Here is a 26,281-nt window from a genome sequence, read left to right as displayed (position 1 = left end):
ACAGTGGACGCCATGCCCCCTGGAACCAGCCGCCCCGCCGCCGGCAACCTCACGCTCATGGACGCCATCTGGGACGCACTGGCCGGCTTCTACGGCGACTTCACCTCGGCGGCCGCCGACGAGGGCCTCACCTCCAGCCAGGCCAAGACCCTCACCGTGCTGCGCCGGGGCCCCGCCTCCATGCGCTCCCTGGCCACGACCCTGCACTGCGACGCCTCCAACGTCACCGGGATCGTCGACCGCCTGGAGGCCCGCGCCCTGGTGCGCCGCGAGCCGAGCCCCACCGACCGCCGCGTCAAGAACGTCGTCCTCACCGAGGAGGGCACGCGCACCGTGGAGACGGTCAGGACCGGCATGCTCGCCACCCACGCCGCGCTCGACTCGCTGCCCGACGCCGACCGCGTGGCCCTGCACGATCTCCTCCAGCGCCTCTTCCCCGCCCCCGGGCATGGTCCGGGAACCCCCGCCTGACGCCTACGCTTGACGCATGCGTACGTTGAACGGACGGCCGGCCGGACGGGGGGCAGTCGAAGGCCTGCCCGAGTGGGACCGCTGCGCGGTCATGGGCGTGGTCAATGTGACGCCCGACTCCTTCTCCGACGGCGGCCGGTGGTTCGACACCTCGATCGCCGTCAAGCACGGCCTCGACCTCGTCACCGAAGGGGCCGACCTCGTGGACGTCGGCGGGGAGTCCACCCGCCCCGGCGCCTCCCGGGTGGACGAGGACGAGGAGCTGCGCCGGGTCCTGCCCGTCGTGCGGGGCCTGGTCTCCGAAGGCGTCACCGTCTCCGTCGACACCATGCGCGCCCGCGTCGCCGAACAGGCGGTAGCGGCGGGCGCGGTCCTGGTCAACGACGTCAGCGGCGGCCTCGCCGACCCCGCGATGATCCCCGCCGTCGCCGCCACCGGCGCCCCCTTCGTCGTCATGCACTGGCGCGGTTTCAGCCACGACATGAACAGCCGCGCGGTGTACGGGGACGTGGTGGCCGAGGTCGTCGCGGAACTCCGCGCGCGCCTGGAGGCCGTCGTCGAGGGCGGCATCGCCCCCGGGCGCCTGGTCGTCGACCCCGGCCTCGGCTTCGCCAAGCAGGCCGGCCACGACCTCGCGCTGGTCGCCCACCTCGCCGAGCTGCGCGCGCTCGGCCACCCCGTCCTGGTCGCCGCGTCCCGCAAGCGGTTCCTCGGCCGCGTCCTGGCCGGCGACGAGGGCGCACCGCCACCCGCCCGCGAACGCGACGCCGCCACCGCCGCCGTCTCCGCCATAGCCGCCCACGAGGGCGCCTGGGCGGTACGCGTCCACGAGGTGCGGGCCACCGCCGACGCCGTCCGCGTGGCGCGCGCCGTAGAGGGAGCCCGGTGAGCCCGCACGCCGAGAGCGAAGCGGTCGAGCGCGCCAACACCGCGTTCTACGAGACCCTGGAGCGGGGCGACTTCGACGAGCTGTCCGACCTCTGGCTCGACGCCACCGAGGCCGGCGACACCGGGATCTCCTGCGTCCACCCGGGCTGGCCCGTGCTCTCCGGGCGCGGCGAGGTACTGCGCTCGTACGCGCTGATCATGGCGAACACGGAGTACATCCAGTTCTTCCTGACCGACGTGAAGGTCGTCATCCTGGGCGACACCGCGCTGGTGACCTGCACCGAGAACATCCTCAGCGGCGGCCCCGCCGAGGAGAGCGGCGAACTGGGGCCGCTGGTGGGCCAGCTCGTGGTCGCCACCAATGTGTTCCGCCGCACATCCGATGGCTGGCGGCTGTGGTCCCACCACGGCTCGCCGGTGCTCTCCGAATCGGGTGGCGAGGAGCCGGAACCGGACGAGGGCTGAAACCGGGCACGTTCGGGGGGTTTCGAGGGTTGAACGCGAAGCCATCGGGTAGGGGCGGCTACCAGGCCTGTCAGGATCTGTCCATAGCCCCCATGGGCGAGCACTGTCAGTGCCCGCGGGTAGATTCGATGGCGGGCACGTGCCGCCCGCACGCGGCCGCATGTCCGTCTGACCAACGACAGCAGGAGTGATTCGCGTGGATCGTGTCGCGCTGCGCGGCCTCAAGGCCCGTGGGCACCATGGCGTCTTCCCCCGGGAGCGCGAGGAGGGCCAGACCTTCATCGTGGACCTGGTGCTCGGCCTCGACACCCGCCCCGCGGCGGCCGACGACGACCTGGCGAAGACCGTGCACTACGGCGTGGTGGCCGAGGAAGTGGTCGACGTCGTCCAGGGCGAGCCCGTCGATCTGATCGAGACGCTGGCGGAGCGGATCGCCCAGCAGTGCCTCAAGCACGAAGGCGTCCAGGAAGTTGAGGTGGTCGTCCACAAGCCCGACGCGCCGATCACCGTCCCGTTCGACGACGTGACCATCACCATCACCCGGAGCCGAGGATGAGCGTGTATTCGCAAGGGGCCGCCCAGAGCGACCCGACCGTACAGCCCGTGCCCGCCTCCGTGGTCGAGCAGGTCGACGCGGCCGATGTGACGCTGTCCAACCCGCGCCGCGCGGTCATCGCCCTCGGCTCGAACCTGGGCAACCGCCTGGAGACGTTGCAGGGCGCCATCGACGCGCTGGAGGACACGCCGGGTCTGCGCGTCAAAGCGGTGTCACGGGTGTACGAGACCGAGCCCTGGGGCGTCGATCCCGGCTCCCAGCCCTCGTACTTCAACGCGGTCGTCGTCGTGAAGACCACTCTGCCCCCGGCCTCGCTCCTGGAGCGCGGCCACGCCATCGAGGAGGCCTTCGACCGGGTCCGCGACGAGCGCTGGGGCCCGCGCACCATCGACGTGGACATCGTGGCCTACGCCGACATCGTCTCCGACGACCCGCTCCTGACGCTCCCCCACCCGCGCGCCCACCAGCGGGCCTTCGTGCTCGCCCCCTGGCACGACGTGGAGCCCGAGGCGCAGCTGCCCGGCCGGGGCCCGGTGGCCGATCTCCTGAACGGCGTCGGCCACGAAGGCGTACTGCCACGCGCCGACCTGGAACTTCGTCTGCCCGAGTAGTCGTTACGCTTCCGAAGGCCGGCCACCCCAGGGCGCGGCGGGACGTGGGGCCGCCCCCGCGTCCCCGGGGCCTCGACGGCGCACCGGCCTCGACAAGACCACCGAGAGACGCGAAGGGCACTACTCCGTGAAGCAACTGCGGCTTGGCGTACTGGCCGGACTGTTCGTCATCGCCGGAGTGCTCTCCTGGGCCGGCGCCCGGCTGTGGGACTCGGTCGCCACCCTGCCGAGCGTCCCGATCGCCGCGCCCATCGTCCTCGCCGTGATCGCCGCGATCCTGCTGGCGACCGCCCTGTCCATCCGCTCCCGGCTGCGCGCCCAGCGCGAGCGCCGGCCGGGCGCCAAGGGCGTCGAGCCCCTGATGGCCGCGCGCGCGGTGGTCTTCGGCCAGGCGAGCGCCCTGGTGGCGGCCCTGGTGTGCGGGATGTACGGCGGGACCGGCGTCTATCTCCTGAGCTATCTCGACGTGCCGTCCCGCCGCGACCAGGCGATCTACGCCGGGTTCTCGGTCCTGGCCGGCATCGCCGTGGTGGCCGCGGCGTTCTTCCTCGAGCGCGTGTGCAAGCTGCCCGACGACGAGGACGACACCAAGGCCCCCGCCACCTGACCCCGGGGTGCGGCCGCCCCCTGCCACGGCCTGCGGTCAACCGACAGGCCGCCCAGGGGAGTTGGGCCGCCTCAGCGGGCCATGATCAGGCTCATCGCCTCGCTGCGCGTCGCCGGGTCGCGCAGCTGCCCGCGCACCGCAGACGTCATGGTCTTCGCGCCCGGCTTGCGGATGCCGCGTACGGACATGCACATGTGCTCGGCCTCGATCACCACGATCGCGCCACGCGCGTCGAGGATCCGCATCAGCGAGTCGGCGACCTGCGTGGTCAGGCGCTCCTGCACCTGGGGCCTGCGGGCGTAGACGTCCACCAGCCGGGCCAGCTTCGACAGACCGGTGATCTTGCCGGACTCGGCCGGGATGTAGCCGACGTGGGCCACTCCGTGGAACGGGAGAAGGTGATGTTCACATACCGAGACGATCTCGATGTCCTTCACCAGGACCATCTCGTCGTGCCCCAGATCGAACGTCGTCGTCAGAACGTCCTCGGGCTCCTGCCGCAGACCCGCCAGGATCTCCTTGTACGCCCGTGCCACCCGCGCCGGCGTCTCGCGAAGGCCCTCGCGGTCCGGGTCCTCGCCGACCGCTATGAGGAGTTCGCGCACGGCGTTCTCGGCCCGCTGCTCGTCGAAATCGCCGATCTTGGCCTCGCCGTCCAGCGTCACCGGGTCGGTCATCTGTGCCTCGTTCCTCGACTGTCGTTCAGGGCGGGTGGCGCGTGGCCGGAAAACACCCGCGCCCCCACAGGCTAAAACCTGGGGGGCGCGACCTGCATTCCGGGTCCGTCGAGGAACCCTCGGGCTCAGGCCTCCGGACGGTCCTCGGGGGCCGGCAGGGCCTCCGTGGGGGTCTCCAGAGGCGCCGAGCCGTTGGCGCTCGTGGTGGCACCGTTGGTCAGGGCCAGCTCCTTGGGCGAGAGCACCGGCGGCCTCGTCGACGGCGTACGCCGCGAGGAGCCGGTCCAGGCCGGACGGGCCGGGCGCTTGACGATGCCGGAGAAGACCTCGGCGATCTGCTCCTTGCTCAGGGTCTCCTTCTCCAGGAGCTCCAGAACCAGCTTGTCGAGGATGTCGCGGTTCTCGACCAGGATCTCCCAGGCCTCGTTGTGCGCCGTCTCGATGAGCTTCTTGACCTCTTCGTCGACGAGCGCCGCGACCTCTTCCGAGTAGTCGCGCTGGTGCGCCATCTCACGGCCGAGGAACGGCTCGGTGTTGTCGCCGCCGAACTTGATCGCGCCAAGACGCTCGGTCATGCCGTACTGCGTGACCATCGCGCGAGCGGTGGCCGTGGCCTTCTCGATGTCGTTGGCCGCGCCCGTCGTCGGGTCGTGGAAGACCAGCTCCTCGGCCGCGCGCCCGCCCAGCATGTACGCCAGCTGGTCGAGCATTTCGTTGCGCGTGGTCGAGTACTTGTCCTCGTCGGGCAGGACCATGGTGTAGCCCAGGGCCCGGCCGCGCGACAGGATCGTGATCTTGTGGACCGGGTCCGAGTTGGGGGAGGCCGCGGCGACCAGGGCATGACCGCCCTCGTGGTACGCGGTGATCTTCTTTTCCTTCTCGGACATGATCCGCGTGCGCTTCTGCGGACCCGCCACCACGCGGTCGATCGCCTCGTCGAGCGCGTTGTTGTCGACCAGCTTGCGGTCGCTGCGCGCGGTCAGGAGCGCCGCCTCGTTCAGCACGTTCGCCAGGTCCGCGCCGGTGAAGCCCGGCGTGCGCCGCGCGACGGCCGACAGGTCGACGTCCGGGGCGACCGGCTTGCCCTTCTGGTGGACCTTCAGGATCTCCAGACGGCCCTGCATGTCCGGGCGGTCGACCGCGATCTGGCGGTCGAAGCGGCCGGGGCGCAGCAGCGCAGGGTCGAGGATGTCGGGCCGGTTGGTGGCGGCGATCAGGATGACGCCGCCCTTCACGTCGAAGCCGTCCATCTCGACGAGCAGCTGGTTGAGGGTCTGCTCGCGCTCGTCGTGACCGCCGCCGAGGCCCGCGCCGCGGTGGCGTCCCACGGCGTCGATCTCGTCGACGAAGACGATCGCCGGGGCGTTCGCCTTGGCCTGCTCGAAGAGGTCGCGGACCCGGGAGGCGCCGACACCGACGAACATCTCGACGAAGTCGGAACCGGAGATCGAGTAGAACGGGACGCCGGCCTCACCCGCGACGGCGCGCGCGAGGAGCGTCTTGCCCGTGCCGGGCGGGCCGTACAGCAGTACGCCCTTGGGGATCTTGGCGCCGACGGCCTGGAACTTCGCCGGCTCCTGGAGGAACTCCTTGATCTCGTGGAGCTCCTCCACCGCCTCGTCGGACCCCGCCACGTCGGCGAAAGTCGTCTTCGGGGTGTCCTTGGTGATGAGCTTGGCCTTGGACTTCCCGAAGTTCATGACTCGGGAGCCGCCGCCCTGCATCTGGTTCATCAGGAACAGGAAGACCACGACGATGAGGACGAAGGGGAGCAGCGAGAGCAGGATCCCGACGAAGGCGTTCTGCTTGTCGGGCGAGACGGTGTAGCCCTTGGGGATGTCACCGGCCTTGACGCTGCCCTGGAGCTGGTCGGCCAGCGAGCTCGCCTGAATGTCCCCGATGTAGTTCGCCTGGACCTTGCTGCTGCCCTTGACCTTCTGGCCGCTCTTCAGGTCGATCTTGATGACCTGACTGTCACCTGTGGTGATCTTGGCCTGTTCGACCTGCTTGTTGCTGATCGCCTGAACGACATCGGATGTGTCGACCGTCTTGTAGCCGCCACCCGAGCCGACGACCTGCATCAGCACGACCACGGCGAGGACGGCCAGCACGATCCACATGACCGGCCCACGGAAGTATCGCTTCACGTCCATCCATACGGAGCGAGAACGCCCCGTCCCTCCTGCCCGTAGGTAAATGCTGCTGTGACTATGACTGAGTAAGGCTGACTAAGACTCTGCGTAAAGACTGTTCTTCGGACGGTACCCCAGCATTGTCACCCGTGGTCGCACGGTACGGCTGACAAAGGGCCCCTCCCATGCTCCAACGGCGCGAGGCGGGCTGTGGTTCCCCGAAACGGAGCGGGTTGTGTCAGCCGCCGTACACGTGCGGGGCGAGCGTCCCGACAAAGGGGAGATTGCGGTACTTCTCGGCGTAGTCGAGGCCGTAGCCCACGACGAATTCATTCGGAATGTCGAAGCCGATCCACTTCACGTCGATCGCGACCTTTGCGGCATCCGGCTTACGGAGCAGCGTGCACACCTCGAGGGAGGCGGGCTCGCGCGATCCGAGGTTGGACAGGAGCCAGGACAGGGTCAGGCCCGAGTCGATGATGTCCTCGACGATCAGGACGTGCTTGCCCTTGATGTCGGTGTCGAGGTCCTTGAGGATCCGCACGACGCCGGAGGACTGGGTGCCCGCACCGTACGAGGAGACGGCCATCCAGTCCATGGTGACCGGGGTGGACAGCGCGCGGGCCAGATCCGCCATGACCATGACGGCGCCCTTGAGGACGCCGACGAGGAGCAGGTCCTTGCCCGCGTACTCCGCGTCGATCTTCCCGGCCAGCTCCGCCAGCTTCGCGTCGATCTCTTCCTTGGTGATGAGCACCGACTGGAGGTCGGTGCCCATGTCCTTCTCGTTCACCCGGGCCGCTTTCTTGGGGGGTTCGGTTGTCCGTGCGCGAGCCGAGTTCCGTGCGGGGGCTCAGCTCTGCCGAATGACCAGTCTGCCACCCTGCCGACGCGCGACGACGCGGCCCGGGAGATTGATGGCCCGTTGGCCGCGCCAGCTGGTGATCAGCCGGTCGACCTCCTCCACGTGGCGGGCGAAGAGCGAACCGGCGGGCGAGCCCGCCTCGATGACCGCGCGGCGCACGATGCGGCGCCGGACGGCGGGCGGCAGCGCGAAGAGCTTCGCGCACTCCAGGAGTCCCGCGTCGTCCCGTACGGTCGCGTCGGCCTCCAAGGCCCAGGCGTCCAGGGCGTCGGCGTCGTCACGGGAGAGCTGGGCGGTGCGGGCCAGCGCCTCGACGACGCCTTTGCCGAGCGCCTTCTCCAGGGCGGGCAGGCCCTCCTGGCGCAGCCGGGAGCGGGTGTAGGCGGGGTCGGCGTTGTGCGGGTCGTCCCAGACCGGCAGCGCCTGGACCATGCAGGCCTTGCGGGCGGTCTGGCGGTCGAGCTCCAGGAAGGGGCGCCGGTAGCGGCCCGCCGCCCCCGAGACGGCGGCCATGCCGGACAGGGAGCGCGTGCCCGAGCCACGGGCGAGGCCGAGCAGTACGGTCTCTGCCTGGTCGTCGCGGGTGTGGCCGAGCAGGATCGCGGCGGCGCCGTGGCGTTCGGCCGCGGCGTCCAGGGCGGCGTAGCGGGCGTCCCTGGCGGCGGCCTCGGGGCCCCCCTCGCGGCCCACCCGCACGGTGATCGCCTCGGCGGGCTCGAGGCCGAGGGCCGTCATGCGGGAGACGACCTCGGCGGCGCGCAGGTCCGAGCCGTACTGGAGGCCGTGGTCGACGGTGATGCCGCCGGCGCGCAGCGAGAGCTTGCGGGACTCGAAGGCGAGGGCGGAGGCGAGCGCCATGGAGTCGGCGCCGCCGGAGCAGGCCACGAGCACCAGGGGCTCGGGCGCGGAAAACGGCGCGGGCTCGGCGGGAGCCCCCGCACGCGCGGCCGGGGTGATGGGGTGGTGGTCGCGGGAGTGTTCGGTCAGGACGTCGTGGAGTACGCGGCGAACCGCCAGGCGTATCGCTGCGACCGCAGGATGGGGACCCATGTCCGGTGCCCTTCGGTGAAGTTGGGGGTGCCTCGTGCGCGGAGCGGGGGCGGGGGGAAGCGGGGGGAACAGAGGGAACAAGAGGTACGTTCAGTCACACAGAGTGCGTAGATGGTGACAGAACAGAGCCGTTACCCGAGCATTGCACGCCTACCCATGCGCCACGGTCCCTCGGATGGGTGATTCCCGCGTTGACACCCCGCCACCGGCGGCCTCCGCCCCCGGTCGGGCCTCCACCCCCGGTCGGGCCTCCACCCCGGTCAGGACTCCGCGGTGCGGTGCACCCGCGCGATCCAGTCGGCCGGCTTGGCGATCTCCGCCTTCGTGGGAAGCGTGTTCGGCGAGGTCCACACCCGGTTGAAGCCGTCCATGCCCACCTCGTCCACCACGGCCCGCGCGAACCGCTCGCCGTCGCGGTACTGGCGCAGCTTCGCGTCGAGCCCGAGGAGCTTGCGCAGCGCAAGATCGAGCCGGGAGGCCCCCTTGGCCCTGCGCTGCTGGAACTTCTCGCGGATCTCGGCGACCGAGGGCACGACCTGGGGCCCGACCCCGTCCATCACGTAGTCCGCGTGGCCCTCCAGGAGGGACATCACGGCGGTGAGCCGGCCCAGGATCTCGCGCTGCGCCGGCGTCTGCACCAGTTCGACCAGGGAGCGCCCGCCGTCGTCCTCCTCGCCCTCGGGCCGCCCGCCCGCCAGGGACTGGGCGGCCTCGCGCAGCCGCTCCAGGACGGTCATCGGGTCGACCTCGGTGGCGTCAAGGAAGGCCTGGATCTCGCTCTCCAGGTGGTCGCGGAGCCACGGTACGGCTGTGAACTGGGTGCGGTGGGTCTCCTCGTGCAGGCAGACCCAGAGCCGGAAGTCGTGCGGGTCGACCTCCAGTTCCCGCTCGACGTGCACGATGTTGGGCGCCACCAGGAGGAGGCGGCCTCCGCCGCCGGGCGCGGCGGGAAGGTCACGGCTCGCGGGCGCGAACGTCTCGTACTGGCCGAGGACGCGCGAGGACAGGAAGCTCAGCAGCATGCCGAGCTCGACGCCGGTGACCTTGCCGCCGACCGCGCCGAACACGGCGCCCGCGGCCGTGCCGCTCCGGCGCTCCTGCATCTTGTCGAGCAGCGGCCGCAGGACCTCGCGGAAGCCCGCCACATTGGCCTTGACCCATCCGGCCCGGTCCACGACCAGGACCGGGGTGTCCCGCGGTTCGGCGCCCTCCGGGATCATCCGGGTGAACGCCCGTACGTGTTCTTCGGCGGCCTTGGCGTGCCGACGGAGCTCGGCGACGATCTCTCGCGCCTCGTCACGGCTCACGTCGGGGCCCGGCCGCACCAGTCGGGTCGCGGTCGCCACCGCGAGGTTCCAGTCGACCATCCCAGAGGTACCTGCACCGCCGATGCCAGTCATGCGTCAACCGTACGTGGTCGGCCCCGCGAGGGAACCCGCTCGGCGAAGCTCAGTGCGCGGTGAGCCGGGTGGCGAGCCGGTCGAGTGCCTTCTGGGTGGGGGCGGGGTCGGCGCCGGGCGTCCCGGCCGTCAGGAAGGCGAACGCCAGGAGGCGCCCGCTCGCGTCCACGGCGGTGCCCGCGAGGGTGTTGACCCCGGCGCCGCCCAGCGTGCCGGTCTTCGCGCGGACGAGGCCGGTGGCCGCCGACGTCGTGCCGTAGCGGGCGCTGAGGGTGCCGGTGAAGCCGGCCACGGGCAGGCCGGTGAGGATCGGGCGCAGTTCGGGGTGGGCGGCTCCCGCCGCCAGCGCCAGCATCCGCGTGAGCAGCCCCGCGGTGACCTTGTCGGCCCGGGCCAGGCCGCTGCCGTCCGTGAACACGCTTGCGGCCAGCGGCAGTTGGAGCTTGGCGAGTTGGGCGGACACGGCCTCGGCGCCGCCCTGGAAGGTCGCGGGCCTGCCGGTGGCGAGCGCGCTCTGACGGTTCAGGGCCTCGGCGATGTCGTTGTCGCTCGTGGTCAGCATCCGCTCGACGATGTCGGTCAGCGGCGCGGAGAGCGTGCTCGCCAGCGGCTTGGCGCCGGCCGGCGCGGCGCCCGGAGCCGGCTGCTCCACCCGTACCCCGTGCCCGCGCAGCAGCGCGGCGAAGGCATGCGCGGTGTCGCCCGCCGGGTCGGCCGTGCGCGTGCCGGGCCCGCTGTCGGGACCGCTGTCGGGGCCGCTGTCGAGACCCTCCTGCGCGCCGCCGGCGGCGACGGCCGTGCGCCCCTCGTCGGTCATGAGGGCGACGACAGGCGCCAGGTTCTCGTTCGGTCCGATCGGGTGCACCGGGTTCCCGGCGAACAGGGAGGCGTCGTACGTGAGCCGTACCCGGTCGACGGAGCGGGCGCTCAGGGCGCGGGCCGTGTCGTCGGCCAGGGCGCCAAGGCGTGCCCGGTCGAGGGTGGGGTCGCCGCCCCCGACGAGGGTGAGCCGTGCGCCGTCGGCGTCGGCCACCACGGACGTGCCGAAGCGGTGGCCGGGCGGGAGCGCGGTGAGGACGGCGGTCGCGGTCGCGATCTTGACGGTGGATGCGGGTGTCATGGCCGCGTCCGCGCGCGAGGCGTACAGCTCCTGGCCGGTGGCGGTGTCGATGACCGATGCGGCCGGACGGGGGCCGAGCGCGGGGTCGGCGAGCAGCGGGGCGAGGGCGGAGGGCAGGACGGTGGCGACGGGCGCGCGGCCCGGCGTCCCGAGCGCCGCGAGCACGGGGGCCGCGCTGGGAGCCGGAGCCGGAGCGTCCGGATCCGCGCGCTGGTGATGTGCGCCACCCCGGGCCTGTGCCGATGCGGCACGCGCGCGCTCGGCCGTACGCTGACCTGAGTCCCACGGTCCCGCAAGGGCCACGGCCCCGGCCGCGAGTGCCAGGCCGAACGCCGTCGCACCAGCCGTGAGCTGCCATGTCTTGGGTCCCGGCACCGAGGACCAGCCCCTTTCGCGATCACACACCTGCGTGAGGGACACTTAATCACCAGAACTGCGTTCTGCCGCGAACATGGCAGCCCGACGCAGCCCCGTCAGATGCATGTGCTGATCATGGAGGAGAGCCACCCGTGGAGTTCGACGTCACCATCGAGATCCCGAAGGGGTCGCGGAACAAGTACGAGGTCGACCACGAGACCGGCCGGATCCGTCTGGACCGTCGACTCTTCACCTCGACCAGCTACCCGGCCGACTACGGCTTCGTCGAGGACACCCTCGGCGAGGACGGCGACCCGCTGGACGCCCTGGTCCTGCTGGACGAGCCGACCTTCCCCGGCTGCGTCATCAAGTGCCGCGCGATCGGCATGTTCCGCATGACCGACGAGGCCGGCGGCGACGACAAGCTGCTGTGCGTCCCGGCGTCGGACCCGCGCGTGGAGCACCTGCGCGACATCCACCACGTCTCCGAGTTCGACCGCCTGGAGATCCAGCACTTCTTCGAGGTCTACAAGGACCTGGAGCCCGGCAAGTCCGTCGAGGGCGCCAACTGGGTCGGCCGTGTCGAGGCCGAGGCCGAGGTCGAGGCCTCCTACAAGCGCCTCGAGGCGCAGGGCGGCGCGCACTGACCCGCGTACTTCCGTGATGCACGGGCGGCGCACCCCAGGGGGTGCGCCGCCCGTCGTCGTACCGGGACCTCACCCGTCGTGACGTGCGCCTTCCCCTTGGACCGCCCCTTGTCGTGCCGCGTCATGACGACCCACATACTGGGCACACGCACCCGGAGTGGCCGGAGGGAGGCACGGGACCAGTGGTGACCGAGCAGCACAACACGGTCGAGGACCGCAAACCGCAGTCGGACGAGGCACGCAGCGCCTTCGCGCCCCCCGAGGGCGTCGAGCAGCCGCAGGTGCCCGAGGAGGACTCCCCGACGAGCGAGTTCGCGCTGCCCGCCGGACTCGCCACCCCGGTGATCGAGACGCCCGCCGATCAGCCGGCCTCCGCGTTCACCACCCCGAGCTCCTACACCGCGCGCGACCCCTCCCACCCCTTCAACCCGTCGACCACCACCGGGAGCCTGCCCCTGGTGCGCCTGTCCAAGGACGCGCCCTGGCAGGACCGGATGCGCACCATGCTGCGGATGCCGGTGGGCGACCGGCCGGTGGCCGAGCCGGTGCAGAAGCACGACGACGCCGGCCCCGCCGTGCCCCGCGTGCTCGACCTGACGCTGCGTATCGGCGAGCTGCTGCTCGCGGGCGGCGAGGGCGCCGAGGACGTCGAGGCCGCGATGTTCGCGATCTGCCGCAGCTACGGCCTCGACCGCAGCGAGCCCACGGTCACCTTCACCATGCTCGGCATCACCTACCAGCCGTCCCTGGTGGACGACCCGGTGACGGCCAACCGCACGGTACGCAGGCGCGGCACCGACTACACCCGGCTCGCGGCCGTGCACCGGCTCGTCACGGACATGACCAGCGAGGACCACGAGGTCTCCCTCGAAGAGGCCTACCGGCGCCTCGCGGAGATCCGCCGCAACCGCCACCCCTACCCCGGCTGGGTCCTCACCACCGCCTGCGGAATCCTGGCGGGAGCGGCCTCGGTGCTGCTCGGCGGCGGCGTCACGGTCTTCCTGGTGGCGGCGGTCGGCGCGGTGCTGGGCGACCGGCTCGCCTGGCTGTGCGCGGCCCGCGGGCTGCCGGAGTTCTACCAGTTCGTGGTGGCCGCGATGCCGCCCGCCGCGATGGGCGTCGCGCTCAGCCTGCTCTCCTGGAACCTGCGGCCGTCGGCGGTGATCACCGGTGGGCTCTTCGCCCTGATCCCGGGGCGGGCCCTGGTGGCGGCCGTGCAGGACGGCCTCACCGGCTTCTACGTCACGGCGTCGGCGCGGCTGCTCGAAGTGGGGTACTTCTTCGTCGCGATCGTCGTCGGCGTCCTGAGCGTCCTGTACGGCGGGCTCCAGATCCACGCCGAGCTCAATCCGGAGGGCGCCTTCCAGCCCATCGACCGGCCGATCGTGCAGATCCTCGCGTCGATGGTGCTCTGTCTGACCTTCGCGATCCTGCTCCAGCAGGACCGTTCCACCGTCCTGATCGTGTCCGTCAACGGCGGCGTCGCCTGGGTGGTGTACGCCGCCATCGCGGTCACCGCGAAGGGCTCGCCGATCATGGCGACGGCGGTCGCGGCCGGTCTTGTGGGTCTGTTCGGCCAGCTGCTCGCGCGCTACTGGAACACCTCGGCGCTGCTGTACGTGACCGCCGCGATCGGCCCGCTGCTGCCCGGTAGCGCCACCTACTTCGGGGTGCTCTCGATCGCCCAGAACCACCTCAACACGGGCGTCGCCTCGCTCGCCAAGGCGACGGCGCTCGCCCTGGCCATCGCGATCGGCGTGAACCTCGGCAACGAGGTCGCCCGGCTCTTCCTGCGGGCGCCGGGCGCGGGCCGCGCGGCGGCGAAGCGGACCCGGGGCTTCTGAGCGGCCCCGCGCGGGTTGGCTCAGCGGCGCTCGGCGCGGCCGCTTTCAGCGCTTGGCGTGGCGGCCGCCACGCTGCGGCGCCTGGCCCGCGCCGCCCTGGGCCGCCGCCGGGTTCTTCTTCGCCTTGGCGCGGGCCCGCAGGAACTCGATGGCGATCGGGACCACCGAGACGAGCACGATCGCGACGAGGATCAGCTCGATGTGCTGGTGCACGAACGAGACGTTGCCCAGGGCCGCGCCCAGCAGCGTCACACCCGCGCCCCACAGGGTGCCGCCGATGACGTTGAAGGTGAGGAACGAGCGGTAGTTCATGCCCGAGACGCCCGCGATGATCGGCGTGAAGGTGCGCACGATCGGCACGAAGCGGGCCAGAACCAGCGATTTGGGCCCGTACTTCTCGAAGAACTCGTGGGCCTTCTCCACGTTCTCCTGCTTGAACAGCTTCGAATCGGGCCGCCTGAACAACGCCGGCCCGACCTTTCTGCCGAACAGGAAGCCCGCCTGGTCGCCGAGGCCCGCCGCGAGCACCACCAGGACGCACACCAGCCACAGCGGGGTGTCCAGCTTGCCCGTGGTCACCAGCAGACCCGTGGTGAACAGCAGCGAGTCACCCGGCAGGAAGAAGCCGATGAGCAGGCCGGACTCGGCGAACACGATGATCAGCAGGCCGACGAGCCCGAACGTATGGAGCAGATAGTCGGGATCCAGCCAGCTCGGTCCGAGGGCAAGGGTTGTCACGGGTACCGGGCTCCTGGTGTGGGTGTCGGGCGGGCTGTCTGCCGTCGGCAGCCAAAGTTATCAACGTAACGCGCGAAAGCGTGGTTCCAGGGGCAGGCTTGAGAGGACCGACGAGGGCGCACGGAAGGCGGATCGCATGGGCATCGAGGAGTACGGCGGCGGACAGGGCCCGCAGTCGGACGTGCTGGTCGTGACCACGAACGACGTACCGGGGCACACGGTGCAGCAGGTCATCGGGGAGGTGTTCGGCCTGACCGTACGCTCGCGCCACCTGGGCAGCCAGATCGGCGCCGGGCTCAAGTCCATGATCGGCGGCGAGCTCAAGGGGCTCACCAAGACGCTGGTGGAGACCCGCAACCAGGCGATGGAACGGCTGGTGGCCCAGGCGAAGGCGCGGGGCGCCAACGCGGTCCTGATGATGCGGTTCGACGTGACCGAGGCCGCGGACGTGGGTACGGAGGTCTGCGCGTACGGGACCGCGGTGGTCCTGACCCGCAACTGAGACACCACGCCCATCCCCCCACCCCTCCCCCACCGCACCAACCTCCCTTCAGCGAAAGGTTGTTGACCCTACATGGCACTGCACCGCGGCGGCAGCGAGAAGGACCACGTCGTAGCAGGAGACGAGAAGGAGTACGGGCGGCTCGCACTCAACCCCTTCTTCGGCGAGGCGGACCCGGTCGGCTCGATGACCTCCGCGCCGCCCCGCCACCGGCTGCCCGACCGGCCGCTGCCCCCGGACACCGCGTACCAGGTGGTCCACGACGAGCTGATGCTCGACGGCAACGCCCGGCTCAACCTGGCGACGTTCGTCACCACGTGGATGGAGCCGCAGGCCGGTGTCCTGATGGCCGAGTGCCGCGACAAGAACATGATCGACAAGGACGAGTACCCGCGCACCGCCGAGCTGGAGCGGCGGTGCGTGGCCATGCTCGCCGACCTGTGGCACGCGCCCGACCCGGACGCCGCGGTGGGCTGCTCGACCACCGGGTCGAGTGAGGCCTGCATGCTGGCCGGGATGGCGCTCAAGCGGCGCTGGATGAAGCGCAACGCGGACCGCTACCCCTCGCGCGATGCCCGGCCCAACCTCGTCATGGGCGTGAACGTGCAGGTCTGCTGGGAGAAGTTCTGCACGTTCTGGGAGATCGAGGCGCGCCAAGTGCCCATGGAGGGCGACCGGTTCCACCTCGACCCGGCGGCCGCCGCCGCGCTCTGCGACGAGAACACGATCGGCGTGGTCGGGGTGCTGGGCTCGACCTTCGACGGGTCCTACGAGCCGATCGCCGAGCTCTGCGCCGCGCTGGACGACCTCCAGGAGCGTACGGGGCTCGACATCCCCGTCCATGTCGACGGCGCGTCCGGGGCCATGGTCGCGCCCTTCCTCGACGAGGACCTGGTGTGGGACTTCCGGCTGCCCCGGGTGTCCTCCATCAACACCTCGGGGCACAAGTACGGGCTCGTCTACCCCGGCGTGGGCTGGGCGCTGTGGCGCACGGCCGAGGAGCTGCCCGAGGAGCTGGTCTTCCGGGTGAACTACCTCGGCGGCGACATGCCGACCTTCGCGCTCAACTTCTCCCGGCCAGGAGCACAGGTGGTGGCGCAGTACTACACGTTCCTGCGGCTCGGGCGGGACGGGTACCGGGCGGTGCAGCAGGCCGCGCGGGACGTGGCGCGGGGGCTGGCGGAGCGGATCGAGTCGTTCGGCGACTTCCGACTCCTCACCCGGGGGAACGAGTTGCCGGTGTTCGCCTTCACCACGACGCCGGAGGTGGACCGGTACGACGTGTTCGACGTGTCGCGGCGTCTTCGCGAGCGGGGGTGGCTGGTGCCGGCGTACACCTTCCCGGCGAACCGGGAGGACTTGTCGGTCCTGCGGGTGGTGTGCCGCAACGGGTTCTCCTCGGACCTGGCGGGTCTGCTCATCGAGGACCTGGGCCGCCTCCTGCCGGAACTGCGCCGCCAGCCCGGCCCGTTGCGCCGCGACGAGTCAGAATCCACCGCCTTCCACCACTGACCCTGCCGGGGGCGCGGGCTGAAGTCGCCTGTGCGGGCCGGCGCGACCTACGCAGGGGCGCGGGGAACTGCGCGACCAGCCACCCACGGCCCGCAGCCGGGGTTCCTGGGGCTCCGCCCCAGACCCCGTTCGCGCCTGTAGGGCGCTCGTCCTCAAACGCCGGACAGGCTGAGATTGCCGACGCAGGCCAGCACGACCTGCTCAGGGGCGCGGGGAACTGCGCGACCGGCACGTACGGGGCCCGCGGCTCAGGGGTGGGCGGGGGCGGCCTCGGGCAGGACGCCCACGAACGGCTCACCCTCACCGGCGAAAACGTACGCCCCATCCTCGATCCGAGCGACAAGCCCCCGCGTCCACTCCGCCTCCGCCTCCGCCGAGTGAAGCCACATGTTCATGATCTCGCCGATGTGGCCGAGCTCGCCGGGCCCCCCTTCGGGCAGGTAGTACTCCGTCACCGACCCCCGCCAGGCCGCCAGCTTCGCCAGCCGCTCCCGCAGCAGCGCGACCGCCTCCGCGCGCGGCAGGTCGACGATGAAGCCGAGGGCCGCGGACAGCACGTCCGTCTTCTGGCCGTAGGAGGCCAGCGCCTCCCGCAGCAGCCGGAAGTACTCCTCGCGGCCCACATCCGTCAGCTCGTACTCCGTGCGCGGCGGCCCGCCCACCGTGCTGGGCGCCACCTCGTGGGCCAGGAGCACGCCCTGCTTCGCCATCTGTTTCAGCGCGTGGTAGATCGAACCCGGCTTGGCGTTCGACCACTCGTGGGCGCCCCAGTACTCCAGGTCGTTGCGCACCTGGTAGCCATGGGCCCGCCCGTGCTGGCGTACCGCGCCCAGAACGAGGAGACGGATAGTTGACATGGGCGCCAGCCTATGCCCTCACTTGTTCGCGAGTGCCACCAGCTCGAACGCCGTCTTCCCGTCCAGCGACTCGCGGATGATGTCCGCGTGCCCCGCGTGCCGGGCGAACTCCTCGACCAGGTGCAGCATCAGCCACCGCATCGAGACCCGGGCATCCTTGGGGAACCACGGCGCGTCGGGCAGCGGGAAGGTGTCGTCGAGCGAGGGCACCGCACGGATGAACTGCTCCGTCTCGCCCGCCACTTGGTCCCAGAAGTCGAGCACCCCCTCGACGCTCTCGTCGCCCACAAGCCGGAAGCTCTCGTGCCAGTCCGCCTGGTCGCGCTGCTTCTCTCCCCCAGCGCTGCCGCTGGGAGGTGCCCCCAGCTTCTCCTGCGCCATCCTCAGCCAGTTCAGCTCGCACTCGGCGGCATGCTTGAGCAGCCCGGACAGGGACAGCTCGCTCGCGCTCGGCCGCCCGGCGGCCTGCTCGTCGGTGAGGCCGAGGACGGCGCGCCGCAGCGCACCCCGCTGGGCCTCCACGAAGCGCAGGAGCGCCCCGCGCTCGTCACCGTGGGCCTCTGAGGGAACATGCGTAACCATGATCAAATCGCCTTCGTTCGCGTCCTGCCCGCTGACACGTTCACCGTAGGCGGGCAACAGGTCAGAACCTGTCCCCTTGAAGGGGCCCGACAACGAGCGACCGGCGGGTGATCAGCGGGACGGGACGGCTAGAACGGGAACGGGCTCCGCTCGTGCTGGACCGAGATCCACTTCTGCGTGGTGAACGCCTCGACCGCCGAATCGCCGTTCAGACGCCCGAGCCCGGAGTACTTCTCGCCGCCGAAGGCGACCAGCGGCTCGTCCTGGATCGTCGAGTCGTTGACGTGCATCATCCCGGTCTCGATCCGCTTGGCGAACCGCACCCCGCGCTCCACATTGGCGGTGTGCACGGCCCCGCTGAGTCCGTAGGGCGTGTCGTTGGCCAGGCGTACGGCCTCCTCCTCCCCGTCGAAGGGGATGAGCAGCGCCACCGGGCCGAAGATCTCCTGGCGCAGCACAGAGGAGTCGGCGGGCAGATCCGTGAGCACCGTGGGCTCCACCAGATTGCCCCGGGTACGGCCTCGCACCAGTGCCGTCGCGCCCTCGGCCAGCGCCTGCTCGACCAGTGACGTCAGCGCCTCCGCCTGGAAGTTGTTGATGACCGGGCCGATGTCGGTGGCGGGGTCGGCCGGGTCGCCGGTCTTCAGCGCGTTCACCTTCGCCAGGAACTTGGCCGTGAACTCCTCGCGCACCGAGTCGTCGACCAGGATCCGGTTGGCGGCCATGCAGACCTGACCCTGGTAGGCGAAGCGGCTGAAAACCGCCGCCTCCACCGCGTAGTCGAGATCGGCGTCGTCGAGGACGACCAGGGCGCTGTTGCCGCTCAGCTCCAGGATGACGCGTTTGAAGTGGCTGCCCGCGACCGAGGCGACGTGCCGGCCGGTGCGGTCGGAGCCCGCGAAGGAGATCACCTTCGGCACGGGGTGCTCTATCAGCGCGTCGCCGATCTCGGCGATGTCGGTGACCAGGACGTTCAGGAGGCCCGCCGACAGCCCCGCGTCCTGGAAGATCTTCGCGATCAGGCCGCCGCCGACGACCGGCGCGTTCTGGTTCGGCTTGATGACGACCGCGTTGCCGAGCGCGAGGGCGGGGGCGATGGACTTGAGGGTGACGAGGAAGGGGAAGTTGAACGGGCTGATCACGCCGATCACACCGACCGGCAGCCGGTAGACCCGGTTCTCCTTGCCGTCGACCGGCGACGGCAGGATGCGCCCCTCTGGTCGCAGCGCCAGCTGGATGGCCTCGCGCAGGAACTCCTTGGCCAGGTGGACCTCGTACACCGCCTTGAGCCGCGTGCCGCCCAGCTCGGTGACGATGGCCTCGACGATCTCGGCCTCGCGCTCCTCGGTCAGGCGCAGGGCGCGCTCGAAGACCAGCCGGCGGGTGTACGGATTGGTCGCGGCCCAGGTGCGCTGGGCACGCTCGGCCGCCCGGTAGGCCTCGTCGACCTCTTCGACGGTGGCCACGGTGATGGCGGCCAGTTTCTCCCCGTTGTAGGGATCGAAGTCGATGATGTCCCACGACCCGCTGCCGGTGCGCCACTGGCCGGCTATGAACTGGTGGGCGAGGTCGGTGAAGAAGGACATGTCATCCCCTACTGCTGTGTCCGCCGGCGCCGCGCGGTCAACCGCGTCACTGGCCTGATGTGACGTCATCCTACTGATGAGTCAGCTGAGTTGAAGGAGTCCGCGCAGAAGATCGCGGCTTTCCTCGGGACCGGGGCTGTCCCGCTGGAGCCGCGTCATCGCCCGTTCGTACTGTGCGACCTCTTCCGCCTTGTCCAAGTACAGGGCAGAGGTGAGCTGTTCGAGATAGACGATGTCCGACAGGTCCGACTCGGGGAAGCGCAGCATCGTGAAGGCGCCGCTCTCCCCCGCGTGCCCGCCGAAGCTGAACGGCATCACCTGGAGGTTGATGTTGGGCTGCTCCGACATCTCTATGAGATGCTTCAACTGCCCGCGCATGACGTCGCGTTCGCCGTAGGGGCGGCGCAGGGCGGCTTCGTCCAGGACCGCGTGGAACTGCGGGGCCCGCTCCGACACCAGGGTCTTCTGGCGCTCCAGGCGCAGCGCGACGCGCTTGTCCACCTCGGCGGCCGGCGCACCGTGCATGCCGCGCGAGACCACCGCGTGGGCGTACGCCTCGGTCTGCAACAGGCCGTGCACGAACTGCACTTCATAGATACGGATGAGCGAGGCGGCGCCCTCCAGACCGATGTAGGTCTGGAACCAGCCCGGCAGCACATCGCCGAAGCTGTGCCACCACCCGGCGATGTTGGCCTCCTTGGCGAGGCCGAGCAGCGCCATCCGCTCGGATTCGTCGCCTACGCCGTACAGCGTGAGCAGGTCCTCGACATCCCTGGCCTTGAAGCTCACGCGCCCCAACTCCATACGACTGATCTTGGACTCGGACGCCCGGATCGAATAGCCGGCGGCCTCGCGCGTGATGCCGCGCGACTCCCGCAGGCGTCTGAGCTGAGAGCCCAGCAGAATGCGCCGGACCACCGAACCTCCGCCGGCCTCGACCGCGCTCGGCCGGGGGGATCCCCATGCCTCCCCTGCGCTCACTTCGCCGTCCTCCCCATCCAATGGTGCGGTGCAGTCTGCCATCAAAACGCTTCACCCCGTACCCGCGCGATTACGGAAATGGTCAAGGACCGAAATCAGCCGGAGGAACTTCTGGGGAAGAAATGAGCAAGAAACGGCACGGGCACGGACAGGTCGGTCGCGTGCACGTGCATCTGCCCTTGCATCGGGCCGACGCATTCGGAACCATGGTCCCCGCGCACCTGCGTGCTCAACTGCGTCTAGTCGCTTGCGTCCTGTACCGCCACGGCCGCGAACCCGGGAGTGCCTCGCATGGGGACGAATGGATCGACCATGCTGGAGCCTTATGAGCCACTGAGGCAGGCGCTTGCCCCCTTCGACCCCTCGACCGTGGCGGGATCCGCGTCCTGCGCGCTGCCCGCCCGCTTCGAAGCGGTGGGCGGAGCACGGAAGTTCACCAGATCCACCCTCACGCAGTGGGGCCTCGGCGAGTGTTTCGACGACGTCGCCCTGGTCGTCTCCGAACTCGTCACCAACGCCCTGCGCCACGCGCTGCCCGCCGACACCCCGCGCGAGACCGACGTACCGGTCCGGCTGCATCTGATGCGCTGGACCAGCCGGCTGGTGTGCGCGGTGCGCGACCCCAGCGACGACAGCCCGGTGGAGCGCGAGCGCGACGACTTCGGCGCGGAGTCCGGGCGCGGCCTGTTCCTGGTGGAGTCCTTCGCCGACAGCTGGGGATGGCACCCGCTCGCGGGGGCCATCGGCGGCAAGGTCGTGTGGGCGCTGTTCCGCCTCCAGCCCGCCGACTGAACCGGACGGGAGCGACGGGAGCGACCGGACCGGACGGTCCAGACCGAACGGACGGAACGGAACCGGGCAGGACCGACCGGGCAGGACCGGGGGGGCCGGGCGCGCGGTCCGCTGTGGGCCGGCCGTCAGTCCGCTATCAGGTGGTCGAACTCCCCGTCCTTGATCCCGAGCAGCATCGCCTCGATCTCCGCTCTGGTGTAGACCAGTGCGGGCCCCTCGGGATGGCGTGAGTTGCGTACCGCCACCCCTCCGCCGGGCAGTTTGGCGAACTCGACGCAGGACCCCTGCGAATTGCTGTGCCGGCTCTTCTGCCAGGCGGCACCCTGAAGCTCCGCTGCCGCCATGCCGTTGTACGCGTGGTGCAAGGTCGCTCCCGGGATGTGCGGACGTGCAACTGTGAATGGTCAACTGCCCCGGATCATAGCTGTGTTCATGTGCGCCTGCATGGGAGGATGCACGTGCACGCGGGGTGCCCGGGCGGTTACAGCTGCCCGGCCGCCCGGATCGGGCGCTTCACGCACGGGGAAGCGCACACCTCACGCATGCGGGATCGCACTCGCACGCCGTACACATGAGGAAGAGACGCCAACGCGGCCCTTCTGGTTCAAGCGCCGGGCCGATCGCCCGGCCCGGCGGAGCGCCGCGTCCCGGCTGGTAACTTGTCGCGGTCCCGGAGGCCGTCCAGCGGTCTCCACCGACCCCAGGGGGAAGACGCACCGTGCACAGCCTCATACGTACCGCCGGTTTCATACGTACCGCCGGATTCGCCGCCGCCGGGCTCTCCATCGCGCTCGTGGTGACCGGCTGCGGCAGCGGCGAGAAGAAGACCGCGCCGGCCACCAAGTTCCCGGCCGGATCGAGCGCGCCCTCCGCCGCGGCGCCGGACGGCGGCGGAAGCACCGCCAAGGGCAGCGATCTGCAAGGCAGCTGGACCGCCACCAGCGGCGGCAAGACCGTCACCATGGCCGTCGCGGACAAGGGCGTGGGTCTGCTCACCCCGCACGTCTGCTCCGGCACGGTCGACGAGAGCGCGGGCATGACCATGCTCGTCCTGAAGTGCGCGGACGGCGACACCGAACGCACGCGTGGCATGGCCACGCTCCAGGGCGACACCCTCCAGGTGAAGTGGCAGGGCGGCGGCACGGATTCCTTCACCCGGGGCCGGACGGGCGCGCTCCCGTCCGGCCTGCCGAGCAAACTGCCCACCCGGTAACGCGCGCGGCCCGTGGCGGTCCCGGGTTACGGACGGGGGGCGTCCGGCACGGAGAGCGCGTCGGTCAGGTCGTCGAGGCAGTGCAGGACCAGGCCGGCCCCGCCGCGCACCACCCGGTCCGGTACGCCCTCGCCGTCCCACGCCTCCAGGGCGCGCTCGACCTCGGTCCACTCCGGAACCCGCCGCTCGCGTACCGCCCTCGCGCCCTGCTCGGTCGCCTCGCGCAGCGCCTCGGCGAGCTTCGCGGCGGCCGGCACCGGCACGGCGTCCCGCTCCGGAAGATGCGCCTCCATCAGCATGGCCGTACGCCCCAACTGGCCCAGCGCGTGTGCTGCTTCACCGGCCGAGGTGTGCGAGAGCCCCCGGTGGCGCACCGGTTCGTGGGTGGCCTTGTCGAGCGCTTCCTGCCAGGCGATGCGGGCCGCCCGGGTGTCGAGCAGGGCCTGGCGCACCTCGCCCGACGCGCGGTCGGGGTCGGCGTAGTGGGCGACGACGGCGGAGGCGTAACGCCCGCTCGCGGCTAGCCAGTCGGCCAGACGCGTGCGCAGACGCGGCGTCTCCCAGGCCGGGAAGACGGCGTACGACACCATCGCGAGCGCCCCGCCGACCAGCGTCAGGATGACCCGGTCGGGCACGGTCTGGGTCCACTGGAGGCCGCCCATGCCGAGCAGGAACACGACGTACGCCGAGACGCAGCCGCTCAGCACCGCATAACCCGTGCGCATCAGCAGATACGCCAGGAACGCCGAGGCCACCGCGATGGCGGCCGAAAGAGCGGTGTCGGGGTGGGTCAGCTGCACGATGCCGGTGGCGAGCGCGACGCCCACCAGGGTGCCGCCGAACCGGGCGACCGCGCGGGCGTAGGTGAGCGAGAAGTCCGGGCGCATCACCATCACCGAGGCCATCGGGGCCCAGTAGCCGTGACCGAACGGCAGGACGTGGCCGAGCAGATAGCCGGCCGTCGCCACCGCGCAGACCCGGACGGCGTGCCGGAACACCGGGGAGTGACGGTTGGTCGCCTCGGTGCGCATGGTGCGCAGGGCGAGCGGCACCAGACGCGGCAGGGTCGGCCTGAGCAGCGGCTCCGCGCCCGCGCCCGAGCCGCCGCCCTGGGCGGTTTCGACGACGTCGGCGAGCAGCGCGATGAGCCGGGCGGCGGCGCGGCGGGCGGGGCCGGTGAGGATGGCGCCGGTGTCGGGGGTGGCGAGCGCGGCCTCGGCGGCGGGCGGGATGACGGGGGCCTGGCCGTGCCGGATCGCGCGGGCCGCGGCGTCCAGGACGGTGGCCGCGGCGGCGAGCAGCTCCCTGACCCGGTCGCGTTCGACGCCCTCGTCCGGGACGCCGAGCGCCGGGTCGGCGAGGGAGGCGAGCACCGGGCGGATGCGCTCGGCGACGCCCCGGGCGCCGTGCAGCTCCGAGGGACGGCGGCGAGCCTCGCGCGGGGTGACGGCGGCGGCGAGCCGGGCGGTCATGAGGGGCTCGGGGTCGAACGGCGCGACCGGGTCGTGACGCAGCCGCCGCGCGTAGTCGGCCTCGGCGGCCAGCGCGTCGGCGAGCGCGTCGCGCTGCGCGCCCCAGCGGCGGATGGGGAACAGGACGACGAGAGCGGCCTGGACGACGCCGCCGAACGCGATCATCGCGGCATGGCCCGCCGCCTCGGCCAGGGAGCTGGGCAGGGTGACGGTGATCAGCATGATCGCCACGTTGGACGAGGCGATCACGCCGACGGTCGGGCCGACCGCCCACGCCAGGCCGGCCAGGAACGTCCACAGCGCGAGCAGCACCAGGAAGAAGGGGGAGTGCGTGCCGACGAGGTAGCCGAGGAAGGTGGACAGGGCGAGGGAGAGCCCCGAGGCGAGGGCCAGCACGGGGCGCGGGCGCCAGCTGCGCTGATACGTGGCGATGGCGCCCTGGAACGCGCCGAACGCGGAGCTCGCGGCGACGGAGGGGCCGAAGAGGGTGAGGCTGACGCCGACGACGACGGCGAGCCCGGCCGCGCCGCGCAGGGCGACGAGGGGTTCGAGGCGTCGCGGCTCCACCTTCAGCCCCGAACGGGCGGTCTCCTTCAACGCCCTGCCCCAACTCATGATCCCGAGCGTAACCTCTGCGGCCCCCGCGCGGCGCGGTGCCGTGTGCGGTTGCCGGTGCGGCCGTCCGGCGCCGGCCGGTATCGGTGGCTTCGGCTGGGCTGGACCACCGCGCGGCCGTCCATACACCCACCACTCCGCAGGACGTGACCGCACCCTGAGCGTCACCGCATGTCGGCAACCTGTCCGCGAACGCCGTCCAGGCGGTACTCGATGGGCGGCATCCCATAGGTGGCCCGGAAGGCGCGGGTGAAGTCAGCGGCGCGCGGGTACCCCCAGCGGGCAGCGATGGCACGGATGGGGATGCCGTGCTGGGCGGGATCGGCCAGATCCCGGCGCGCTGCTTCCAGGCGCAGGCGCCGGATGTAGCCCGCCGCCGTGACGCCCTCCTGCTGGAACAGACGATGCACGTAGCCGCGCGAAAGGTGCAACGCCGCGGCGACCCGACTGGGTGTCAGGTCATGTTCGGCCAGGTGGTGGTGTATGAACGACTGGATCTGGAGGAGCAGCCCGTGGCCGTGTGTCTCGGACGGTAGGAGTGGTTCGGCGGCGAGGGTGTGGGCAAAGAGAGCCACGACCAGATCGGTGAGGACGGCCCCCAAGCGCGGGGCGTCCTCCGGATGGTATGGGCCGGCATCGTCGGTCACATGAGTGAGGAACTGCCTGAGCAGCGCCCCTACGCCCTCCCGCCCGGACACCTGCTGCCCGATTGCTCGGTCTGCCTGGTCGCACGGAAATGGCAGCGCGGCTCGCGGAATCTCGACGCCGACGATCCTTGCCGGCGACCGCCCACCCCACACCTCGAACGGCAGGGAGGTGGAGACGATGTGGAAGTCGAGCGGCCGGTAGGCAGCCGCGTGCCTGTCCCATGCCGTCCCGCCTTCTCCGCTCAGGAGGACCGAGATGTTGTAGGCCTCCGGGTCGGACTGGCGGATCAGCCGCGACGTACGCCGGAAGGTCGCCTGCTGGAACGTCGTCCGGTATGCGGTCGCCTTGCCGAGCGGAATGCACCGGAGGTGAGCCCGGAAGTCCGCCGTGGACTCGCTGGTCATTTTCATGGGCGCCGGCAAGCGGCCCATGATCTCGCACCAGGCGTCGAACCGGCCGGCATCCGGCAGGTCCTCGCTGTGGAAGACGGTCTGCGTCAGCATTTCGGGCGGTTGCGGGAGACGCTTGCCATGGCGGGCAGGGACTTCATGTGCTTCACAACCGGGGGCCGGCGGGTCGTGGCCGAGGCCGGCGGCGCGATCTGGATCCCCGCGCTGGTCGCCGTCGAGGGAATGGCGATCATGGCAAGCGGCTGGATCCAGGCATGGTGGCCTGGCGCGCCGATTCCGCCCGCCCGTGACCGGGTGAAGGGGACACCTGGCTGTCTTACATGGTGCTCGGCATGACACGAGACAGTGTGACGCTGCATGATGACGAACGTCCTTTGTGTGGCTGCTGGAACAGGCGAAGCCCTGTGGACTTCGGGGTTCTGGCGAGAACCTGACTATCGCGCTGGTCAGCTTTGGGGCGCGCGGAGGGACAGGCGCCTCCGCAGGGCCCGGCAGGCCTTGCCCACGTCTTCAAAGTGCCTGGCACCCGTTAGCGCCCCGAGGCGTGCCGGGCTGGATCCTGTCGTGCGAAAGGCTGTAGTGCGACGTCGGCACCGCAGGCTGTTCTACGTGGCCGACACAGCGACAGCCGGCTCAGGGCGGTGCCTGCCGGACTTCCCCGGCAGGCACTTCCCCCGTGCGAG

26 protein-coding genes are annotated in these 26,281 nt (G+C 71.1%); 12 read left to right on the top strand and 14 right to left on the bottom strand.

Going from position 1 to position 26,281, the window contains the following annotated elements; all coding sequences use genetic code 11:
• The first annotated feature begins 12 nt into the window (after positions 1–12).
• From ABR738_RS23250 to ABR738_RS23225, 6 genes are all read left to right on the top strand, one after another.
• Complete coding sequence (locus ABR738_RS23250; protein ID WP_350231910.1) at positions 13–471, top strand: MarR family winged helix-turn-helix transcriptional regulator; 459 nt, start codon at positions 13–15, stop codon at positions 469–471.
• 16 nt (positions 472–487) lie between these two features.
• Positions 488–1,360 (top strand): dihydropteroate synthase, encoded by an 873-nt coding sequence (folP, locus tag ABR738_RS23245; protein ID WP_350231909.1) that lies wholly within the window; start codon positions 488–490, stop codon positions 1,358–1,360.
• Entirely contained in the window at positions 1,357–1,824 is a 468-nt protein-coding gene (locus tag ABR738_RS23240) for a nuclear transport factor 2 family protein (RefSeq protein ID WP_350231908.1), read from the top strand. The genes folP and ABR738_RS23240 overlap by 4 nt, the downstream gene beginning before the upstream one ends.
• 196 nt (positions 1,825–2,020) lie before the next feature.
• Positions 2,021–2,380 carry a dihydroneopterin aldolase gene (folB, locus tag ABR738_RS23235; RefSeq protein ID WP_350231907.1) on the top strand — a complete coding sequence of 120 codons (360 nt, stop codon included), beginning with the start codon at positions 2,021–2,023 and terminating at the stop codon, positions 2,378–2,380.
• Positions 2,377–2,991, top strand: a complete 615-nt coding sequence (folK, locus tag ABR738_RS23230; RefSeq protein WP_350231906.1) for a 2-amino-4-hydroxy-6-hydroxymethyldihydropteridine diphosphokinase — start codon at positions 2,377–2,379, stop codon at positions 2,989–2,991. Before folB ends, folK begins: the two co-directional genes overlap by 4 nt.
• A 127-nt stretch (positions 2,992–3,118) precedes the next feature.
• Positions 3,119–3,598, top strand: a complete 480-nt coding sequence (locus ABR738_RS23225) for a DUF3180 domain-containing protein (RefSeq protein WP_350231905.1) — start codon at positions 3,119–3,121, stop codon at positions 3,596–3,598.
• 71 nt (positions 3,599–3,669) lie between these two features.
• Here ABR738_RS23225 and folE read toward each other — a convergent pair whose 3' ends face one another.
• The 6 genes from folE to dacB all read right to left on the bottom strand — a co-directional run bounded on the left by folE (position 3,670) and on the right by dacB (position 11,217).
• The gene (gene folE / locus ABR738_RS23220) at positions 3,670–4,275 is read right to left on the bottom strand and encodes a GTP cyclohydrolase I FolE (protein WP_350231904.1); all 606 of its coding nucleotides are present in this window, start codon (positions 4,273–4,275) and stop codon (positions 3,670–3,672) included.
• Positions 4,276–4,400: 125 nt separating this feature from the next.
• A complete protein-coding gene (gene ftsH, locus ABR738_RS23215) occupies positions 4,401–6,428 on the bottom strand; it encodes an ATP-dependent zinc metalloprotease FtsH (RefSeq protein WP_350231903.1) in 2,028 nt (675 codons plus the stop codon).
• Between the two features lie 217 nt (positions 6,429–6,645).
• A complete protein-coding gene (hpt, locus tag ABR738_RS23210; protein WP_120727895.1) occupies positions 6,646–7,185 on the bottom strand; it encodes a hypoxanthine phosphoribosyltransferase in 540 nt (179 codons plus the stop codon).
• Between the two features lie 75 nt (positions 7,186–7,260).
• Positions 7,261–8,322 (bottom strand): tRNA lysidine(34) synthetase TilS, encoded by a 1,062-nt coding sequence (gene tilS / locus ABR738_RS23205; protein WP_350231902.1) that lies wholly within the window; start codon positions 8,320–8,322, stop codon positions 7,261–7,263.
• A 260-nt stretch (positions 8,323–8,582) separates the two neighbouring features.
• Complete coding sequence (locus tag ABR738_RS23200) at positions 8,583–9,722, bottom strand: Rv3626c family coenzyme F420 biosynthesis-associated protein (protein ID WP_350231901.1); 1,140 nt, start codon at positions 9,720–9,722, stop codon at positions 8,583–8,585.
• Between the two features lie 49 nt (positions 9,723–9,771).
• Positions 9,772–11,217 (bottom strand): D-alanyl-D-alanine carboxypeptidase/D-alanyl-D-alanine endopeptidase, encoded by a 1,446-nt coding sequence (gene dacB / locus ABR738_RS23195; RefSeq protein WP_350231900.1) that lies wholly within the window; start codon positions 11,215–11,217, stop codon positions 9,772–9,774.
• Positions 11,218–11,351: 134 nt separating this feature from the next.
• On the opposite strand from dacB, the gene ABR738_RS23190 reads away from it, so the two are divergent.
• Both ABR738_RS23190 and ABR738_RS23185 read left to right on the top strand, forming a co-directional pair.
• Positions 11,352–11,846 carry an inorganic diphosphatase gene (locus ABR738_RS23190; RefSeq protein ID WP_053731216.1) on the top strand — a complete coding sequence of 165 codons (495 nt, stop codon included), beginning with the start codon at positions 11,352–11,354 and terminating at the stop codon, positions 11,844–11,846.
• Between the two features lie 185 nt (positions 11,847–12,031).
• Positions 12,032–13,690: a threonine/serine exporter family protein gene (locus ABR738_RS23185; protein WP_350231899.1), complete on the top strand. Its 1,659-nt coding sequence runs from the start codon at positions 12,032–12,034 to the stop codon at positions 13,688–13,690.
• 45 nt (positions 13,691–13,735) lie between these two features.
• On the opposite strand, the gene ABR738_RS23180 is transcribed toward ABR738_RS23185, so the two are convergent.
• Complete coding sequence (locus ABR738_RS23180; RefSeq protein WP_350231898.1) at positions 13,736–14,428, bottom strand: DedA family protein; 693 nt, start codon at positions 14,426–14,428, stop codon at positions 13,736–13,738.
• Between the two features lie 136 nt (positions 14,429–14,564).
• Between ABR738_RS23180 and ABR738_RS23175 the strand changes: the two genes are divergently transcribed.
• Positions 14,565–14,930 (top strand): YbjQ family protein, encoded by a 366-nt coding sequence (locus ABR738_RS23175; RefSeq protein ID WP_350231897.1) that lies wholly within the window; start codon positions 14,565–14,567, stop codon positions 14,928–14,930.
• 72 nt (positions 14,931–15,002) lie between these two features.
• Positions 15,003–16,442 (top strand): glutamate decarboxylase, encoded by a 1,440-nt coding sequence (gene gad, locus ABR738_RS23170; protein ID WP_350231896.1) that lies wholly within the window; start codon positions 15,003–15,005, stop codon positions 16,440–16,442.
• Between the two features lie 248 nt (positions 16,443–16,690).
• Here gad and ABR738_RS23165 read toward each other — a convergent pair whose 3' ends face one another.
• The 4 genes from ABR738_RS23165 to ABR738_RS23150 all read right to left on the bottom strand — a co-directional run bounded on the left by ABR738_RS23165 (position 16,691) and on the right by ABR738_RS23150 (position 20,448).
• Positions 16,691–17,299: a PadR family transcriptional regulator gene (locus ABR738_RS23165; RefSeq protein WP_350231895.1), complete on the bottom strand. Its 609-nt coding sequence runs from the start codon at positions 17,297–17,299 to the stop codon at positions 16,691–16,693.
• An 18-nt stretch (positions 17,300–17,317) separates the two neighbouring features.
• Entirely contained in the window at positions 17,318–17,881 is a 564-nt protein-coding gene (locus tag ABR738_RS23160) for a DinB family protein (protein ID WP_350231894.1), read from the bottom strand.
• Positions 17,882–18,009: 128 nt separating this feature from the next.
• Positions 18,010–19,467, bottom strand: coding sequence for an aldehyde dehydrogenase family protein (locus ABR738_RS23155; protein ID WP_350231893.1), 1,458 nt, complete (start codon positions 19,465–19,467; stop codon positions 18,010–18,012).
• 81 nt (positions 19,468–19,548) lie between these two features.
• Positions 19,549–20,448, bottom strand: a complete 900-nt coding sequence (locus tag ABR738_RS23150; protein WP_350231892.1) for a Sco1979 family transcriptional regulator — start codon at positions 20,446–20,448, stop codon at positions 19,549–19,551.
• A gap of 291 nt (positions 20,449–20,739) precedes the next feature.
• Between ABR738_RS23150 and ABR738_RS23145 the strand changes: the two genes are divergently transcribed.
• A complete protein-coding gene (locus tag ABR738_RS23145) occupies positions 20,740–21,240 on the top strand; it encodes an ATP-binding protein (RefSeq protein WP_350231891.1) in 501 nt (166 codons plus the stop codon).
• A gap of 125 nt (positions 21,241–21,365) precedes the next feature.
• Here ABR738_RS23145 and ABR738_RS23140 read toward each other — a convergent pair whose 3' ends face one another.
• Positions 21,366–21,605, bottom strand: a complete 240-nt coding sequence (locus ABR738_RS23140; RefSeq protein WP_261714179.1) for a DUF397 domain-containing protein — start codon at positions 21,603–21,605, stop codon at positions 21,366–21,368.
• A gap of 353 nt (positions 21,606–21,958) precedes the next feature.
• Here ABR738_RS23140 and ABR738_RS23135 point away from each other — a divergent pair, with 353 nt between their 5' ends.
• Positions 21,959–22,453, top strand: coding sequence for a hypothetical protein (locus ABR738_RS23135; protein ID WP_350231890.1), 495 nt, complete (start codon positions 21,959–21,961; stop codon positions 22,451–22,453).
• Positions 22,454–22,479: 26 nt separating this feature from the next.
• On the opposite strand, the gene ABR738_RS23130 is transcribed toward ABR738_RS23135, so the two are convergent.
• Positions 22,480–24,540, bottom strand: a complete 2,061-nt coding sequence (locus tag ABR738_RS23130) for an FUSC family protein (RefSeq protein WP_350231889.1) — start codon at positions 24,538–24,540, stop codon at positions 22,480–22,482.
• Between the two features lie 164 nt (positions 24,541–24,704).
• Complete coding sequence (locus tag ABR738_RS23125; protein WP_350231888.1) at positions 24,705–25,691, bottom strand: AraC family transcriptional regulator; 987 nt, start codon at positions 25,689–25,691, stop codon at positions 24,705–24,707.
• Positions 25,692–26,281 lie beyond the last annotated feature (590 nt).

The organism is Streptomyces sp. Edi4 (assembly GCF_040253615.1).
Classification (GTDB): domain Bacteria; phylum Actinomycetota; class Actinomycetes; order Streptomycetales; family Streptomycetaceae; genus Streptomyces.
Note: the sequence above shows the minus strand (reverse complement) of the source record. Positions and strands in the feature narration are given on the sequence as shown.